Here is an 18,063-nt window from a genome sequence, read left to right as displayed (position 1 = left end):
TTGGTTGTCGCCCTTATGTATCGTGGGCCTATTTCTCCAACAGCTCAAGGGCCGACAGCTTGCGCTGGATGGTCATTTGGACGAGAGCCTGCGCGTCTTCCATGTTGGCCATTCGCAACGACTCGGCATAGCCTTGGTTGTAGTATTCGCGCGCCTTGGCGTACTCCTTGAGCTCCCTGTGCGAGTCGCCGAGCATCACGAGGTAGTTCACGCGGCTCATCACCACCTTCTCATCCTTGAGCGCGCGCTCCACCCACTCTATGGCTTGTCGGTGCTGCGCCGGCGTGAGCTTGGAGCCCGCGGCGTAGTATAGTTGCTGCGCAGCCTTTCCGTAATCGGCTGGCCGCGCCTTGTCGCCCAACTTTTGGAACAGCGTGGTCATAGCCGTGACATATCGCGGCACGTCCTTGCTTTTGTAAAGGTGGTAGATGGCGTCAGCGTAGAGCTTGGCCCGGTCGTATGGCGCGATGGCGTCCGCGCCCACCATGTCATAGGCCGCCTTGTAGTCTGTTCGCACTTTCTCCACTCGCTCGGCGTATTTGGCGTCGCCATCCTTGGCCATTTGCTCCATGATGTCGTCGTTTCCCTCCACCACGTAGTAAGCGGCCGCCTTTCCCACGACCTTTACCCACGCGTCGAGGTTGGCGCTGATGAAATCGATAATCCGCAGTTTGTCATCGCGCGAGCCGCCGCCGAGGTTGTACATAATGAGGTAGTCGTCCTTGTTGATGAGCGCCGGCCCCATCTTCGCGGCTATGTACTTGTTGTAAATCTTCGTTATGCGGGTCACCCATTTCTCGGCCTCCATGCCCTCTTGCGCCGCGAGAAAGGTGGGAGCCTTGAGCAATAGCCGCCGCTGTGTGTCAAGGTTGGCGCCATCGGCCTTGTACAGGGCGTACAATTGCTCGAAACCCTCGGCCTCGCCGGCCGCCACGCGCGCCGCCTCCATGAGCGCCGCGGCGTCCATGGCGCCCACGGTGATGGATATGGCCTTGCCGTCCGGCTTGAGGAAGCCGAGTGTCGGAAAAGCCTGCACGTTGTATTGTTTGGCCACGTCGTCGGCTTTCTCGGCGTCCACCTGCACCGACACGAACCGCTCGTTGAAATAATCGCCCACGGAGTCGATGGTGAACACCTGCTTGGCCATGCGCTTGCACGGCACGCACCACACGGCGTAAAAGTCCACGAAGACGGGTTTGTTTTGTTTTTGGGCCACGGCCAAAGCCTCCTTCAAGGTGCCATCGAAGAATTTGATACCCTTGCCGGCGGTCTGCGCCACGCCCGTCCGCGCCACGAGCGCCGTGGCGAGAAGGAGCAAATATTTGACAGTTCTGTTCATTGTCTTGTTAGTCTTAAGTTTACAATTGTGGAAATTCGGACGCTCGCACTGTCACGAGACGACGCGAATTTTGAAAATCGCGGCACGCGAGTTGTGAGTTTTGAATTAAAACTCTTTTTCCGCCACCACGAAAGTGAAGATGTCTCGAAGCGTGGCCTCGTGGTCCTCGTTGCTCACGCGTATGGTGAGCGTGTACTTGCCATCGGGCAATCGGGCCGCGCCTTTTTGGAACAGCTGTATCAACCCGCCCTGAATGGTCACCAGCCCATCTCTCGCGATGGCGTTGAACGCCTCGGCGTCGCCGCCGTCCGAGACCTTGACACTCACGTACGAATAGTTGATGGGGGCCGTGCCCGACACGCCCTGAATGCGCGTGGATGTCCATGGCGAGCCGTTGAGGGCGCGCTCCGACGTGGGGTCGATGGAACGATACACATAGACCGTGTCCGGACTGAACGAGGCGTCGGCCGTCTTGAGATAGCCCACGTCCATGCGGTGGCAGCCCGTCAGCGCGAGGGCCAAGGTGAGCAGGGCCACGAAAATGGAGATTTTGGTATTCTTGTTGTTCATTTTTAAAAGTCTTTAAGCGTGAAGTTGTAATCCAATGAGTGTACCACACCGGTGAGCGTCTTGATGTTAGACGAGGCCACCTGCGTGGTCTTGGTGGTCAATGGCGACACGATGAAGATGGCCACCGGCCCAGCCTCAGGCACGCCATTGTAAGAAGTCCTGAAATTGTAAATCCACAATTGCTTGCCCGATGCCATCCGGTACATTTTGCCACCGGTGCCTATCACCTTGTCAGCGTCTGCCGACGGGCGCCCCGGCACAAATTCGTCGAGCATGGTGCGTTGTGGCAACACGCAGTCCAACAACATCTCCCGGCACTCGTCAACGGGTATATCGCTCACCCTCGTGAGCCCATTGGCCAAGAGATAACGCCTGATGCTGTGGTTGGTGGGGCCAAAAAAGGTGATGTTCTTGCCATACTCCGACGTGCCCTCAAACACCGAGCGCAGGTTGGCGTGGTCTATCATCACGCGCGTGGAGTCCCAGTTGTAAGAGTCGAGCTTGAGGTAGTCCCACATGGTGGTTTGGTGGTCGCCGTTGGCTACGCCTGTGTCCACCAGATTATAATCGGTGCAACCCACTCCCGTGAGGGTGAGCGCGGCCACCGCGATGGCTGTCAATATATTTTTCATACGTTTGCTTTTCATTTTGTGATTGCCGTTTTTTACATGTATCGCACCCAATAGGGCTTTTGCCTGATGACGGTGTTCGTGACCCTTCCGTTAGAATCTTTGTAGGCGCCATCTGGCACGGGCAGCGTCAGCGCGCCTCCGCGTATGTCTTGCTGAGTGAGCGTGGTGAACTTGCCTTGCAGCTCGGACGCCACGTAATTGTTGCGCACGATGTCAAAATAGCGCGCATCGGTCTCGTATATAAACTCTTTCTCGCGCTCGCGAAACACGGCCTTGCGCAAGCCCTCTGTGTCTCCCGGGGCTGGATATGGCTCCGCGCCGGCCCTGTGGCGTATGGCGTTCAGGTCGGCTATGGCAGCCGCGTCGCGACCCATCTTGGCGTTGCACTCGGCTCGGAGCAAATAGAAATCGGCCAATCGCCAGTAAGTGTAGTTGCAATTTACCGACCGGAAGCTCTTGCCGCTTGGCGCGTACTGGTCGGCGATGTACAGGGCGGCGCGGTATTTGTGCATCAGCGCGTAGTCCACGCCGTCCACCTCGTGCGGCTCGTCTATATTGTAGAAGTAGGCCTCGCGTCGCATGTCGCCCTTGTCGTACATCTGGTCCACGGTTGATTTGCGCAGGCGATAGGTGGTATTTGAAACTATGTCGCCCAAATTCTGCGTCTCGTCCAACGGCCAGCTGCGATAGTTCATGGCCACGAGGTTGGGCGTGCTGGAGAAATTGGAGCGCGTGGCGTCGAACGCGCACGAGAATATTTCCTCCGCGTTGGGCCGCTCGGGCGTGGAGAGTGCCTCGCACAACTGCTCCGGCGACGGGCACAGGGCGTAAGCCCCCACCTTGCCATCAATGAGCATGGTGGCGTATTCCACGGCCTTGGCGTAGTCGGCGTTGGCGTCTCCCCTCAGGCCATACAGCTCCGTCACACTGCCGCGCCACGCGTACAGGTGCGCCAGCAAGGCCGCGCACGAGCCTTTTGAGGCGAACTGCCGGTTGGTGATGGGCTGGCCGTTGATGTCCGTGAGATTGTCGTAAGTGGGCAAAAGGTCCATGCCCCTGCGCGCGTGGGCTATGGCTTGGCCGAGCACGTCCATCTGTGGCGCGCATCCGTATGCCTTGATCGTTTTTGAGTCGACGGTCAGCGGCACGTCACCATAGCGTTGCACGAGCGTGAGGTAACATATTCCGAGGGCGAACTCGGCTTGCCCTTGGTGAAAGGCGCGCCGCGCTTCGGTCAGCCCTTGGGTGCGGCCAATGTTGTCAAGAAGCAAGTTGGCCTCAAAGATGGTGCTGTAAAGGTCGGCCCAGTCTTGGCCGGTCTTCACGGTGTTGGGGTTCCATTGGCGTGTTTGGTCGCCGCCGCTCATCTCGTCAAGCTTGAGCCCAGCAGCGCAAAAGGCGTTGTCATCGGATATGGCCTTGTTGAGAAAATAGTGTATGGACGAGGTGGTGGCGTTGAGCTCCCGCTCGGTGTCGAACGAGTTGGCGTACGTGAGGCCGTTCTCGGGCTTGAGGTCCAAGTCGCAAGCCGACAGGGCGAGGCCGAGCGCCACAGGCAATATATATACAAGATGTTTCATGGTTGTTTAGAATTTGAGTTTTACGCCGAATGTTACCTTGCGGTTCAGGGGGTATTGATCGCCGGTGTCCTTGCCCGTATAGGGGTTCACGATCTCAGGGTCCAGCCCCGAGTAGTTGGTCAGCAAGAACAGGTTCTCACCCGACACGTAGAGGCTCACGCCCTTGACGAAGAGCTTTTTGAGCCATTTCTCGGGCACGTTGTAGCCCAAGACCACTTGCTTGAGCCGCAAGAAGCTCACGCGCTCGATGTTTGAGTCTATGTTGCCATCATACTGCCCGAGGTAACTCTCGTCGGCAAATTCCATGGAGGGATAGTCGGCTTTCTCGCCGGGTTTCTTCCAGAAGGTGTACTTGCGATAGTCGTTCATGATGACGCCGAAATTCTTGTTCAGGGCGAAGGCGCCGCCCTTGACCATGTTCATCATCTTGCGGTCTATCATGTAGCTGAACAGCGCGTCGAGCGTCAAGCCCTTCCATGCCAAGCGGCTGCTCACGCCTCCATAGGCGGCCGGAAGCGTGCTGCCGGCGTAATACACGTCGTCGTTGTCTATACGGCCGTCCATGTTCTGGTCCTTGATTTTCCGGCCGCCCACGCGCAGGGGGTTGTTCTCCGAGATGAAGTAGAGCGGCGTGCGCTTGCCCTGCTGGTTATAATAATAAGGTATCTGGTCCTCGCTCTGCACGATGCCCTCGTCCTTGAAAGTGTAGATGCCGTACACGGGACGTCCGAGCACCTTGTCGGTGAGATCCTCGCCGTTGAACGACTTGCGGAAGAGGTTCTGGTTGCGGCTGAGATTGAAACCCAACGTCCAGCGCAGGTCGTCGCGACGAATGACATCGGCCGACACCTCAAGCTCTACACCCTCGTTCGAGATGGCCGAGGCGTTGCTCCATATCTTGTTGGCGAAGAAGAAATTGCCCGGCAACGAGGTCTGCATGAGCAGCGCGTCAGAGTATTTGTAATAGTAGTCGAGCTTGACGTTCAACCTGTAATCAAACAGTTGCAAGTCCAGTCCCAAGTCGTACTGGTCGCTCTTCTCCCACGTGAGCTTGTTGTTGGCCAGGTACTCGGGCACGAGGCCGAGGCTCCCGAGGAAGGTGTTGGCCTCCGACATGACGCCCAGCGCGAGGTAGGCTTCTTGGAATTTCTGCCCCGAGCGGCCCCACGAGGCGCGCAACTTGCCGAAGCTGAGCCACCAAAGCGGTTTCATGAATGGCTCTTCGCTGAAGGCCCATCCCAACCCCACGGATGGGAAAGTGCCCCACCTGACGTCGCTGCCGAACACCGACGAGCCGTCGGCGCGGATGGAGAACTCGCCAAGGTAGCGTTTCTTGTAGTTGTAAGCCACTCGCCCGAGAAAGCTGCTCATGGCCTGCTCCTCCTTGTTGGTGAGCAGCCGTTGCAGAGCCTCCACGGTGCCATACTCGTTGGTGCGCAACTGTGGCCAGCCCTCGCCGGCGTATTTTATACGGTTGGTGGGGCCGCCCTTGGCCTCGCCGCCCAACGATTGCAGCAGGTCTCGGTTGTAAGTGAAACCACCGAGCAGCTCCACGTTGTGCCGCTTGGCTATGTCAAACTTGTAGGTGAGCAGGTTCTCGGTCTGCAGGTTGGTCATCATCACGTTGTTGGCGTTGATGTTGCTGAGCCGGTCATAGGTGAGGTAGTCGGGGGTGAAAGTGTATGCCCGGGTGGCGTAGTGGTCTATGGAGAACGACGTGGAGAAGCGCAAGCCCCTCGCGATGTCGCAGTTCAGGCCAACGGCGGCGCGGATGTTATAGTTTGAGTTTTGCCTATCCACGTCGCGCAGGTTTCTCACGGCTTGCTCCTCGGCCACCGAGCCCCTGCCCGGCATGAGGGTGTTGGTGTTCTTGGGGTCGAACGTCAGGCCCTGCACCTTGCCCATGTCGGCGGCGTTCTGGTTGGCGTATGCCATGTTGAGCCTGACATAAGCGTCTACCTTGGGGGTGAGCTTGGCGTCAAGGTTGGACAGCAAGCTCAAGCGTCTGAAACTGGAACTAATCATGATGCCGCGCTCGTCGTACACGCCGGCGTTTACCATATAGCGCACGTTGTCGGTTCCGCCAGCGATCTGCGCGTCGGCCTTGGTGATACGTCCCACGCGAAAGGCGTAATCCCACCAGTTGGTGCGGTTGTTGTAAAAGGTGTTGAGCGAGTCTTGCACCACGCCGGGCAGACGGCTCTCGTTTTCCAGCACCTTGCCGTTGCGCCAAAAATAGTCGAAAGACCCATCGTTGTTAGTGTCCCATCCCCACGTGTCGTTATAACCCTTGGGCATGACGGCGCGGCCCTCCATCCAGTCATAATGGCCGGTACGCTGGCTCTTGGCCAAAAGCGTGGCAAAATCGCGCTCGCCCTTGCCCATAATTTGCGTAGGCGTGGCGGGCAGCCACGAGAGCGTCTGCGAGACGTTGACATTGAACTCGGCCCGGCCGCTCTTGCCCTTCTTGGTGGTGATAAGTATCACGCCGTTGGAGGCTCGGGAGCCGTATAGCGACGCCGAGGCCGCGTCTTTGAGCACCTCCACCGACTCTATGCTCGAGGGGTCGAGGCCCGCCAAGGTGTTGATGCCGCCAGTGTTCGCGCCCGACGTGGCCACCACGGGCACGCCGTCTATGACAAACAGCGGCGTGCCGTCGTTCACGCCCTGCTGGTTGAGCGAGCTGAAACCGCGTATGGTGACTTGCGACCCACCGCCGCCGGGTGTGCCCGAGAGGTTGCTCACGCTCACGCCAGCCATGCGCCCCTGCAACAATGTCTCAAGCGACGGGTTGGGCACGTTTTGCAATTGCTCGGCCTTCACGGACGACACGGCGCCCACCATCTCGCGGGTGTTGCGCTTGCCATAGGCAATGACCTGCACCTCGCCGATGGATTGCACCGACGCGCGCATGACGATAGCGAGGGGTTGGCCCACCGCGAAAGGCGCGGCCGCGGTCTCGTAGCCCACGCACGTGGCCGTGAGGGTGCCCTTGTCGCGGTCAACCCTTAACGCGAACTTGCCATCCGCGTCTGTCACCACGCCAATATTGGTGCCCTTGATTTGCAGCGTGGCAAAGGGCACGGGCTCTCCGTTGTTGTCCTTGACCGCGCCCGTCAGCTTGCGGCCGTCGTCTTTCTTGACGCTCTCCATGCGGTAGACGCGCAGCGCGTGGCCCTCGACGCTACAGGCGAAAGGCGTGTGGCTGAGCAACTGTCGCGCCGCTTGCGCGGCCGTCACGTTATCAAACGACACGGTTAGCGTGGTGGGATAGTTTCTCACCTCGTCGGTATAGCTCACCGTGTAGCCGCCCTGCTGGCCGATAAAGTCGAGTATGGCAGGCAGGCTCTTGTCTTTGAACGAGACGGAGAAATGATGGTCGGGGGTCTGGGCCGACGCTCCCGGCGAGCCTACGCACACCAACGCCATCATCGTCAAAACCGTCAAAAACACATTGGTCGCAGCACGTCTCGCCATGACCAATTTTTGCATAAAAATGCTTGAATGGTTGTTGTTCATGCGTTAAAGTAGATTAATATAAAGTTTAAAATAAATCTCCAATATTGCAAAATTAATATTTTCCGCAAAAAAAAACACGCGTATGTGTTTTTTTAACATTTATCACGGCATACAGGGCGGCAGCCCCTCTGCCTGACGAGCATGACAAGTCGTTTGGAGTACAACGAGAAACAATGTGCCAAGCCATTCAGGACAAATGAGTTTTGTCATGACTGTTGTATGTGTTTTATTTTGACAATTAAAGCGAAGAACAACAACAAAAACTGACAAGTGATTTCAGGAAAAGGCAATTGGGCGTCAATCACCGCCCGATTGGGCATTAATCACCGCCCGATTGGGCATTAATCGACACCCGATTGAGCATTAATCGACACCCGATTGAGCCCCAATCGCGCCACGGCGCGTTTTCTCCCACGCGGCCACTTGTTTTTGGGGGGCGCGGCTTGCCCCGGGTTGGCCGCCAACACGCGACGCCTGGCACGGCGCGGCGCGTTGGCGGCAAGCGGCGCGCGCCCATTCGCCCACGCTGCCAACGCGCCCGGGGACATCCTCATAAATGAGGATATAAACGGCCAAAGTTATATCCTCATTTATGAGGATGGTCCCATATGGCGAAATAAATCATAAAAAATAAGTATTGTGACATCCAAACCATTGCCCTAACTTTGCACTCGAAAACATTAATTTTTTTTACAAATGAAAATCGTTAAGAATTTAGCCTTGCCAGCATTGGCATTATTTGTCATGGGGCTTGCCTCGTGCAGCAGTGACGACGCTGTTGTCAAGTACAGCGCAACCGCCCTGAAGAACACGGAGTTGATGAACATACTGAAGCAGAAAGGCTATCAGTTTGACAAAGACGGCAAATTGGAGCTCAACGACTTGGCGAACAACACCACCTCGCTCGACCTGAGCGGCACCAAGCTGAAAGATTTGAGCGGCCTTGACGTCCTGCCCAACCTGAAAGAGGTGAAATTGGCCAACAACGGATATGGACCGACGTTCGACTTTGCCAAACTTCCGGCGCAGGTTACCGGCGTGGATTTGACAGGCAATGACATTTACGAATTTAAGGGACTGGCAAATACCGACAATGTAGAGGCTACAGGATACGAGGCTACCGACATTAAACGCCACTTTGAAAAGTTGTATCTTCCTGAAGGCGCAAAATACGATCAGGATGAGATTGTAGCTTTTTATAAAAAGTCGGAAATGGACAAGAAAGCCGTTGATATGAAAATGGCAGACGCAAATGGAAAGTTGAACACATATAACACCTTGCGTAATGTGCCTGATGCCATAGTCAGAAAACAACTCTACGAAAGTTTCTCCCAATTATTTGTCATTACAGAAAATAAGGATACACTTATTGATGTGAGCAGACGAATGACCTCACCCGAGCAAAGCAACAATCCTATTGTTATTTTTGAAGGAAAAAATGCTGACGGTTTCCAATATGTTCTACACAACAAGAGTTTCAAAGGAACAACATTAGGTGTCACTTCAGAAGAATATACAAAAGTTCCTTATCTGAAAATGCCTAAACAAATATCATTTTTCCAGTTAGAGCATCTTGACTTGCTTAACGGCATAGATATGTCTGCAAATACCGATTTGTTTCATGGGCACATGTACACTTGTCGCTCTATCAAGAAAATGGACATGAGCCATTCTACCAAATTGGGACAACGCAGCATACCATTGGAGATGACAGATATGGATGTATCGTGGGTGGAAATCAAAGACTGTCCGGATCTTGAGGAAATCAGCTTTCCTAAGAAGGCGTACATCATGAACAATATGACTTTCTGCTATTTGCCCAAATTAAAGAAGCTGGATCTTTCGCAATTTGAGTCTTTTTATAGATGTGATTTATATGAATTAAAAAATGCGCAGATTATCTACCCAACTATGAAATATAGCGTTAATATGGGTAAAAAAACACAGGAACGCCATTCTGGGTTGGGTATAGATCAGGATATTTTCAATCGTCAGGAAACAAAAGACTTTATCAAGAACAATATAAAATATATAGACAATAATAGTTTTGAAGTTGAAGGACAGTATATGCCACATCCTTGGGGACGTCATGAGGACGTGAGATGGATGGATATATGGAAAAAGAAACCATGGTAATAATGCCATGTATTATTTATAAACTTTTTTCACTTTTAAAATTCATTGGGTATGAAACGATTAATATTTTCATTGCTCGTACTTCTTATGGCGAGCTTCGTAAGTGTTAACGCTCAAGTAATTAACAATGAAGTCCAGTTTAAGGGGTCTGCAACAAACGTGTATATGGGAGGTAAACATGTGAGAGACATGAACGACTTAACTTTCACGGTTGCTCCTACGGAGGACGGCAGATGTTGCCTTAGTGGACATGCCGCCTTTCTTGCGGCAGGAATCACCTATCATGACATGGACTTTACACTTAAGAAAGTAGTATTTGATGTTTTGCAGCCGAATGGTGCAATCAGCAATGCGTCGGGATATGCACATATTTATATCCAACTGTTCAAAAAAATTACAGTGTTGAGTAAAGATTTCAATGTAACCAGCCTCACGGGAAATGTTACCGACAACAACCTGACATTCCATATAGAGGCTATCATCCCAGACTACAAGGGTGGCTATGTCATAAGTTTTGATTTTACGGGGGAAAAAATATAATATTTGAACAATGGCAACAAGTAAGAAACATTTGTTCCTCTACTTGGCCTTCATGGTTTGTTCGATCTGTGTCTCCTGCTCAGGAGATGAAAAGATTGAACAAACCCCTGTGGATGCAGAATACGCAAACAAAGTAAAGGAGATATTGAAAGATAGCATCATTTTGCGTTCTAGGGCTATGATGGCCACTGTAGACAAGACTCTGCTACCCGAGGGATGCCCTTTGAAATATTATTTTCATTGGAACGAGGGCTCTGACAAACCTCTGAACATCCAGTTGAAGAATTTTTCCGTAGGCAAAATGCCTGTACAGATATGGTTTAACATTGATTGCAAGATTACGCATCTTAACTCGTGGGAAAAGGACGAATACAAGGGCAATGGCTGGGTGAAATTTATAGGTGAATATGGTTCAACGACTTATATGCCAAATAAGAACGACAACAACCACGAATATGAAAATGGCGATGGCGGAAGTGGTTATGTAAAAGGCTTTCTGAACGTAAACACCAAGCAAATAGAGTTTTCAACCAACTTCAATGTCATGCTGATGCAAAGCTATGTCTTTCTGCAAACCATTGACTATTCGAAGATGGACACCTACGAGAAAGATCTTGCCAAATACGAGGCGGATTTGGCGGCCTACAAGGAAGGGCATGGATTATGACAAATGCGCCCTGCCGCGAAAACGGCCCGGCGAGCTGGCGAGGCTTATTTACAGTGCCAGCCTTGCATGGATGCTCGCGCTTGTGGACTGTGGGGTTAAGTATAAAAAAAGAACAGTGAAGACAGGAACAACATTTATTTCGTTTGTCCTCGTCCTGGCAGGTTTAGGCGCGCGGCCTGCCTTGGCACAGGACAAGCAAGAAACGAAGTTGGACACAACGAAGACCATGCAGTTAGGCGGCGTGGTGGTGATGGGGTCGCAGTCGGCTCGACCGGTGAAGCTGTCGCCCATCACCACGCGGGTGCTCAGCGGAAAGGGATTGGTGGAGAGTGGGTACGGCGACTTTCAGCAAGCCCTGCAACACGAGACGCCGGGGCTAAGCATACAGAAAGTAAACTTCGGCAGCGAGATCAACCTTGACGGCTTGGACGCTCGTCATGTTCTTTTCCTTACAGACGGCGAGCGCATGACGGGCGACATGGCGGGTAATCTCGACTATGAGCGTTTCAACCTGCATGCCATAGACCGCGTGGAGATTGTGAAAGGAGCCAGCAGCACGCTCTATGGCAGTCGCGCCTCGGGAGCGGTCATCAACATTATCACAAAGAAGACCAACGAGCCGTTTGCCTTTGACGCCGGCGCGCGATGGGGGCAGATGAACGAGCGCAACTTCAAACATCCCAAGAAGAAAGATTTTATTTACATGTTTGAAAAGAACGCCGACCGCCCAAATGTACAAGGATGGCTGTCGGCAGGATTCAAAAAAGGAGCGTTCACTTCGCAAACTGACGCATGGTACAGCGAAAGCGACGCTTTCTACCTGTACCAAGACAAGAACGACCGCAAGGTCTACACGAAAGAGGCAAACCCTTTCTTGGAAAAGGACATCGTCTTGGAAAGCAGCTTTCCGCGTCCGCCCATGGGCATAGAGGGCAGGGAGCATCTCATCGCCTCGCAAAAACTATATTTTGAGCCCTCAAAGAATTTCAAGGCGCAGGTGTACGGATCCATGTTCTTCATCAACCAATACGACTTGGTGCAAGATCTCGTGTTGACACAGGGACGCGACTACACATGGGGAATGAAAATGAGCTGCTCGCTGAAAAACTGGCTTACGCTTACGGCAAGCCTGCACAACGATTATTACGACCGCTTCAAACGTCATGAACGTCGTGATGAACGCAAACCGGTTTATCATTCGCGCATCTTTCAGCCACGACTGACACTTGCCAGCGACTATTTTCAAGGGCACGCGATCGTCATGGGACTGGAATATTGTGAGGACCAACTCACGAGCGACCGCTTCGTGAACCACAAAATGACATCGCGCGCACTGAACGAGACCGAGTTTTACGTACAGGACGACTGGACCGCGAACGACCATTGGATGCTCTCTTGCGGCGTGCGCACCAACTTCTCGAGAGCGTTTGGCTTTATGTACATGCCCAAGATAGCCGCAAAATACTCGCCCGACGACCATTGGGCCATACGCGCCAACTACTCCATGGGTTACCGATCGCCGAGTATCAAGGAACTCTTCTTCAACTGGGACCATTTGGGGATGTTCATGATAAAGGGCAATGAGTTTTTGAGACCAGAGAAGAACAATTATGTTTCTACTGGCGTGGAGTATAGCGACCGGCGTTTTTTCTTCAACGGAACGCTCTATGGCAACTTCTTTCGCGACAAGATAGAAGGCGTATGGCGCATTTACGACATGCAATACAACTTTGAGTATGTCAACCTCGACAACCAGACAGTCGCGGGGATTGACCTGCTGGGACGCTGGACCCCAAGGAAATGGCTCGCGCTGAACGCTTCTTACTCGTATGTGTACGTGAGCGAGGAGAAAGGGCTGCGCATCAACACCACGTCGCCGCACGCCGCCACGGTGGGCATAAAATACAGCCACGCCAAGAAAAACTACCGGATCGACGCTTATGTCAACGCGCAAATAATGGGCGAGAAGCAATATGACGTGCAAGACAGGGTGTACGTGGAGAAAGACGCCAGGTCGCATGACGCTTATTTCCGTTGCTCGTTGCCCTCTTACACGCTATGCAACCTAAACGTGGCACAGACTTACAAGGAGAGGTTCCGGCTGTCGCTGGGGGTGGACAACATCTTTAACTACAAACCCAAGACGCTTGGCTCGGGACTCACCGCGTTCAGCGTTCCGGCCACGGCAGGAGCGAGAGTGTACGCACAGTTTGAATATAAAATACAATAAGATGAAGACTATATCACTCCCATCGCTACTATGCCTTTTTCTTTCCATGACCTCTTGCGTGTCGTATGACGCGGAAGAGTTTACGGGAAAGGTGATGCCACGCGTGGCGAGCTATACCACCGGGGTTACCAACGACTGGATATATTTCAACCTGCGAACCGGCGAGACATTCAACCGCACCGCCCCCAACAGGGATATCAGGGAGGGACAGCAACAGGGCCGGATGGATTGGGACATCGCTTTCTGTGGCTATCATGTCCGCACCAACAGCGGCACGAGCGGAAAGGGGAAAGGTGGCGCCATAGACCTTGGATTTGGCGACTACGACCATTGGCAACGCGTGGAGCAACTGCCAAAAACAGAAAAGTGGATAGTGGACAACGACACCACGGTGATGATAACCTACTCGCAAAACGACTGGTTTCGCTATGTGAACACGCACAAGCTCGACCCAAAGGAAAACCCATGGTTCGACCCCAACAACGGACCACAACGCACGCTCACAAGCGCGAACCCACTGCTGGAAGGGAACATGTCTCTCTCCGGGCCACCCATGACCTACACGCCCTCACACCATGTCTACGCGGTGCGTACCGCCGACGGAAAGCGTTACTTCAAGTTGCAAATCGTGAGTTGGTACAATCAACATACCGAAATCGACGACACGGGCGGACAAATGAGCTATTATTGTGACGAGCTGAAATAAAACATACGTTTCGCTCGTTATATCGTAAACGCGAAAACACAACTCCGATGAAAAAGGAAACATGCGAAATGCGGCGCCACCTGCCCGCGATAGAGATAGAACGACTGCAATATTTGGCCGACATCAAAAAGCGATACGCCCTTGGCGCCATTTCGCTCGAGGAAGCCAAACGACAACTGAAAGAGAAAGTGGGCAAGCTGCGCCCCTATCATTACGCCTTGATGGAGCAGACAATGACGGAAGAAAACCCCGAGGAATGTTTCAAGGAAAATCTCTCAGACCTAAACAAGCTATTGGAGGAGATGATGGATTACAGCATTCCAGCCTTGCCTGATGATCATCCCATCCGACACTACTATCGCGAGAATGAGGAGATGCGTCGCGTGCTGAACGCCGCGGAAGACTTGGCGCAGTATCCCGTGATCAAAAACCAGTGGCTGGAACTGTTGGACAAAGCCTCCGCCTACCTCATACACTATACCCGAAAGCAAAACCAGCTCTATCCGCTGCTCGAGAAAAAAGGGTTCGACCGACCCACCGTCACCATGTGGACCTTTGACGACATGATTTCCAACAGCGTGAAGAAGTTGAGACCATTGCTTGAAGCCAACGACGAAGAGGCTTTTATTGCGCAAGTGAAAGAGCTGATACCCTATCTCCGCGACTTGATGGACAAAGAAGAGGCCATTCTCTACCCAACCTCGCTCGCCTTGATCAAAGAAGAGGAATTTGAGGAAATGAAGAGCGGTGACCAAGAGATAGGTTTCGCCTTCTTCGAGGTGGCAGGGACAGAGAAGGAAAAAGACGACATACGGCCCACGGACAGTTTCGCGCAAGAACTGCAATCGCTGCTGGCGAAGCATGGCTACGCCGTGGGACGAGACCAACCGTTAGACGTGACAACAGGCAAGCTCACGCTCGAGCAAATCAATCTCATCTACCAGCATTTGCCTTTCGACATCTCGTTTGTCAACGAAGATGAGTTGGTGCAATTCTACTCCGACACCGACCACCGCATATTTCCACGATCCAAAAACGTTATAGGGCGCAAGGTGGAAAACTGCCATCCGCGCAAGAGTGTGCACATCGTTCGTGAAATAGTGGAAAAGATGCGAAGTGGCGAACAGAGCAAGGCGGAATTCTGGATTGACAAGCCCAACCTGTTTATCTATATCACCTACTATGCCGTGAGAGACAAGCGAGGCGATTTCAGGGGCATTCTCGAAGTGATGCAAGACTGCACCCACATACGGTCCCTCACCGGGTCGCGGACGCTTCTCACATGGGCAGACGAGGAGGGGACGCCCACCACAACGCCCGACGCCACGACGGCCGAGCCAACGGAAAACCGGGACGACAACGCCAAACAGGCAACAGAGATTAACGAGGACACGAAGCTCAAAGATCTCTTCTCGCAATATCCCGGCCTGAAGGAAGACTTGGCCCGGCAGTACGCGCCCTTCAAGATGTTACAGACGGCATTGGGCAAACTGATACTGAAAAAGGCCACCATCAAGATGGCGGGAGAACGGTCCGGATTAGGAACGCAAAAGCTCATCGCGATGATACAGCAAGCCATACATCGCGACGGGCAATCATAATATACCTTGACAATATGGATACAAAAGCAAGAGAACACTACTGGTGGCGCACCATCGCCTCATTTCTATTGGTGCTTTTCGCCATGCCCTTGGGTCATGCGCTGATGATATTGATGGAGAAATTCATGAGCGAGGGCGCCATGCACGTCGCCGGCTTTACGATGGGCCTGGCAGGCCTCGCCATGGTTGTCGTCGGCGTGTTCGTGAAGGGCGACACCCGGCAGACGCTGTGGGGGCTCTTCGGCGGACTGCTTTTCTGGACGGGCTGGGTGGAGTTTCTCTTCCTGTATTATGCCCGACGCTATGGCGTCCAGCCGGAGATAGAGAACGGCGTGGTGGTGACGAAGCCCGAATACCTTATCATGCCCGCCTCGTTTGGCTTGTGGATGATGGTGATGACCATGTATGTGTTCAGCACGAAGAACGGATGCGACCTGATAACATGGATACAAAAGGTATGTTTCCGAAACAAGCGCAAGGTAGTGGCGGCGCAACCCATGACGCGCCACACGAGCATCGTCACGTTCATGGAACTGAACATGATTCTTTGGGCGATGTACTTGCTGCTCATGTTCTGCTACGACAAGACTTTCCTTGGCGACCATCATCCCGTGACGTTCCTCGTGGGAGTGGGGTGTCTCGCGGGGTCCATCTTCATGCTGAGACACCAATCGCGCATTGCCGCATGGGGCGCGAACATACGAATGGCTATCGCCACCGTCATCATCTTTTGGACTCCCGTGGAAATATTGGGAAGAATAAACTTCTTCCAAGAGTTTTGGATAGAGCCTGAGAAACACGCATGGCAAATACTCGTCATACTCATGGCGTTCTGCCTGTTGGGCGCTTATCTTTGGCTCAAGGGCAAAAAACGAAAAAGAGCAGCCTAACGACAAAAGAAGCCGGAATGAAGAAAACTGCATGGAGGCGACACCATAAATGGCTGGGGATTGTCTTGGCCCCGTTCGTCATACTCTTTTGTCTCTCGGGAATAGTACTCAATCACGCCAAGTTGTTTCAAGGCATCGATATCAGCAGGACACTGTTACCCTCAGAATATCGATACAGCCAGTGGAACCAAGGATTGCTTCGCGGCACGCAGAAATGGCGAGACAAAGTGTTGATATACGGCAACGCCGGCATTTGGGCGAAAGACAAGGACGCGGACACGATAACCGACTTTAACCATGGGCTGCCCAAAGGCGCCGACCTCCGAAACATTCGTGGAATGACGGTCATGCCCAATGGCAGTCTATACGCCATGAGCCAACGTCATTTGTATCGTTTGAACCCCCACGGCGCATGGGAACAAGTTGATATTCTTCAAGGCAAGCATGAAAAGTTGAGCGACATTACGCGGAAGGGCGACTCGCTCATCGTCACGGGGCGGTCTTACGTATATCTGTCTCGCTATCCTTATCACGACTTCCAAAAAATCACCTTGACGAAAACAGACAAAGACAAAGGGAAGGTTTCGCTCTTCCGAACGATATGGCTTCTTCATGGAGGCGGACTGTTTGGTATGGCTGGCAAGCTCTTTGTCGATGCGGTGGGACTAATCCTCTTGTTTCTCTCCATCTCAGGCGTATATTATTCATTCGCGCCTCGTTCCCATTCATCGCAGGGGGCACGCGCGAGGCGAAGGCTCATAACATGGCACGACAAGTTGGGGCGAGGCGCAATGTTCTTTCTGTTGTTGCTGACCATTACGGGCTGGATGCTGCGTCCGCCCGCGCTCATAGCCATAGCCTCCGGCAAAATACCGCCCATACCTTTTTCTTCCATGGATAGCGACAACCCATGGAATGGCTGTCTGCGCTCGCTGCGGTATGATGAGGATAAAGCCGACTGGCTGTTGTACGCGTCGGACGGTTTCTATTCTCTTCGCCACTTGCGCGACGTACCGCAACGAGAGAAGGTGCAGCCTCCCGTGAGCGTCATGGGCATCAATGTCGAGCAACACTCTCATCGCGACGCATGGCTGATAGGCTCGTTCAGCGGCATGTACGTATGGGACAGAACGCGTCAGTCCGTCATTGATTATTTCACGCGCCAAAAGGCGCGTTCCGTTAGTGGGAGTCCTTTTGGAAGCCATGCCATCGCAGGATTTTCATCAGACTTGGACGACAAGGGCATGGCGGTGGATTACAAGAAGGGTAATTCTCGCCTTCGTATGCCCGACAGCATGGCAACGCTGCCCATGTCATTACGCAACGTTTGCATAGAAGTGCACACAGGACGCATTTTTACCTTTTTGGGCATGGCGTCTCTTTTTTACATCTTCCTCATGGGCGTGGCTTGTGTATGGTGCCTTTGGAGTGGTTGGAAGATACTTGGAAGAAATTTATCGCTGCCCACCCTATTCTTCGATAAGAAAAGGCGGCAACACTCGCGCGGAGATTAGCGTTTTTTGGCTCAGTAGAAAAAGTATGGTGTTTCATTTTGCTATTGAGATTAACCCCTTGGTACAATAAATGGCCATGCGTGTTTTGAGGAGACGCTCGCCATGTTACAAACATAGGGGGGCGATTCTGAAAAATTGG

The 18,063-nt window shown here is 53.0% G+C and carries 13 protein-coding genes; 8 read left to right on the top strand and 5 right to left on the bottom strand.

The window, feature by feature from the left end; genetic code table 11:
- Positions 1-28: 28 nt before the first annotated feature.
- The 5 genes from HMPREF1640_RS00655 to HMPREF1640_RS00635 all read right to left on the bottom strand — a co-directional run bounded on the left by HMPREF1640_RS00655 (position 29) and on the right by HMPREF1640_RS00635 (position 7,613).
- Positions 29-1,339, bottom strand: a complete 1,311-nt coding sequence (locus HMPREF1640_RS00655; RefSeq protein WP_036891498.1) for a thioredoxin domain-containing protein — start codon at positions 1,337-1,339, stop codon at positions 29-31.
- 105 nt (positions 1,340-1,444) lie between these two features.
- Positions 1,445-1,909, bottom strand: a complete 465-nt coding sequence (locus tag HMPREF1640_RS00650) for a hypothetical protein (RefSeq protein WP_052051642.1) — start codon at positions 1,907-1,909, stop codon at positions 1,445-1,447.
- 2 nt (positions 1,910-1,911) lie between these two features.
- Positions 1,912-2,541 carry a hypothetical protein gene (locus HMPREF1640_RS00645; protein WP_036891511.1) on the bottom strand — a complete coding sequence of 210 codons (630 nt, stop codon included), beginning with the start codon at positions 2,539-2,541 and terminating at the stop codon, positions 1,912-1,914.
- Between the two features lie 32 nt (positions 2,542-2,573).
- A complete protein-coding gene (locus tag HMPREF1640_RS00640; protein WP_036891497.1) occupies positions 2,574-4,121 on the bottom strand; it encodes a RagB/SusD family nutrient uptake outer membrane protein in 1,548 nt (515 codons plus the stop codon).
- A 6-nt stretch (positions 4,122-4,127) separates the two neighbouring features.
- A complete protein-coding gene (locus tag HMPREF1640_RS00635) occupies positions 4,128-7,613 on the bottom strand; it encodes a SusC/RagA family TonB-linked outer membrane protein (RefSeq protein WP_369699808.1) in 3,486 nt (1,161 codons plus the stop codon).
- A gap of 723 nt (positions 7,614-8,336) precedes the next feature.
- Here HMPREF1640_RS00635 and HMPREF1640_RS00625 point away from each other — a divergent pair.
- From HMPREF1640_RS00625 to HMPREF1640_RS00590, 8 genes are all read left to right on the top strand, one after another.
- A complete protein-coding gene (locus HMPREF1640_RS00625; RefSeq protein WP_052051641.1) occupies positions 8,337-9,776 on the top strand; it encodes a leucine-rich repeat domain-containing protein in 1,440 nt (479 codons plus the stop codon).
- Positions 9,777-9,965: 189 nt separating this feature from the next.
- Positions 9,966-10,316: a hypothetical protein gene (locus HMPREF1640_RS00620; protein WP_156098653.1), complete on the top strand. Its 351-nt coding sequence runs from the start codon at positions 9,966-9,968 to the stop codon at positions 10,314-10,316.
- Positions 10,317-10,326: 10 nt separating this feature from the next.
- Positions 10,327-10,983 carry a DUF4903 family protein gene (locus HMPREF1640_RS00615; RefSeq protein WP_052051640.1) on the top strand — a complete coding sequence of 219 codons (657 nt, stop codon included), beginning with the start codon at positions 10,327-10,329 and terminating at the stop codon, positions 10,981-10,983.
- A gap of 70 nt (positions 10,984-11,053) precedes the next feature.
- Entirely contained in the window at positions 11,054-13,213 is a 2,160-nt protein-coding gene (locus HMPREF1640_RS00610; RefSeq protein WP_369699807.1) for a TonB-dependent receptor plug domain-containing protein, read from the top strand.
- Between the two features lies 1 nt (position 13,214).
- Entirely contained in the window at positions 13,215-13,919 is a 705-nt protein-coding gene (locus HMPREF1640_RS00605) for an HmuY family protein (protein ID WP_036891494.1), read from the top strand.
- 47 nt (positions 13,920-13,966) lie between these two features.
- A complete protein-coding gene (locus HMPREF1640_RS00600) occupies positions 13,967-15,520 on the top strand; it encodes a DUF438 domain-containing protein (protein ID WP_036891493.1) in 1,554 nt (517 codons plus the stop codon).
- 14 nt (positions 15,521-15,534) lie between these two features.
- Entirely contained in the window at positions 15,535-16,410 is an 876-nt protein-coding gene (locus HMPREF1640_RS00595) for a hypothetical protein (protein ID WP_036891492.1), read from the top strand.
- A gap of 17 nt (positions 16,411-16,427) precedes the next feature.
- Positions 16,428-17,924, top strand: coding sequence for a PepSY-associated TM helix domain-containing protein (locus HMPREF1640_RS00590; protein ID WP_156098651.1), 1,497 nt, complete (start codon positions 16,428-16,430; stop codon positions 17,922-17,924).
- Positions 17,925-18,063 lie beyond the last annotated feature (139 nt).

It is taken from the genome of Prevotella sp. S7-1-8 (assembly GCF_000758925.1).
GTDB lineage: Bacteria > Bacteroidota > Bacteroidia > Bacteroidales > Bacteroidaceae > Prevotella.
Note: the sequence above shows the minus strand (reverse complement) of the source record. Positions and strands in the feature narration are given on the sequence as shown.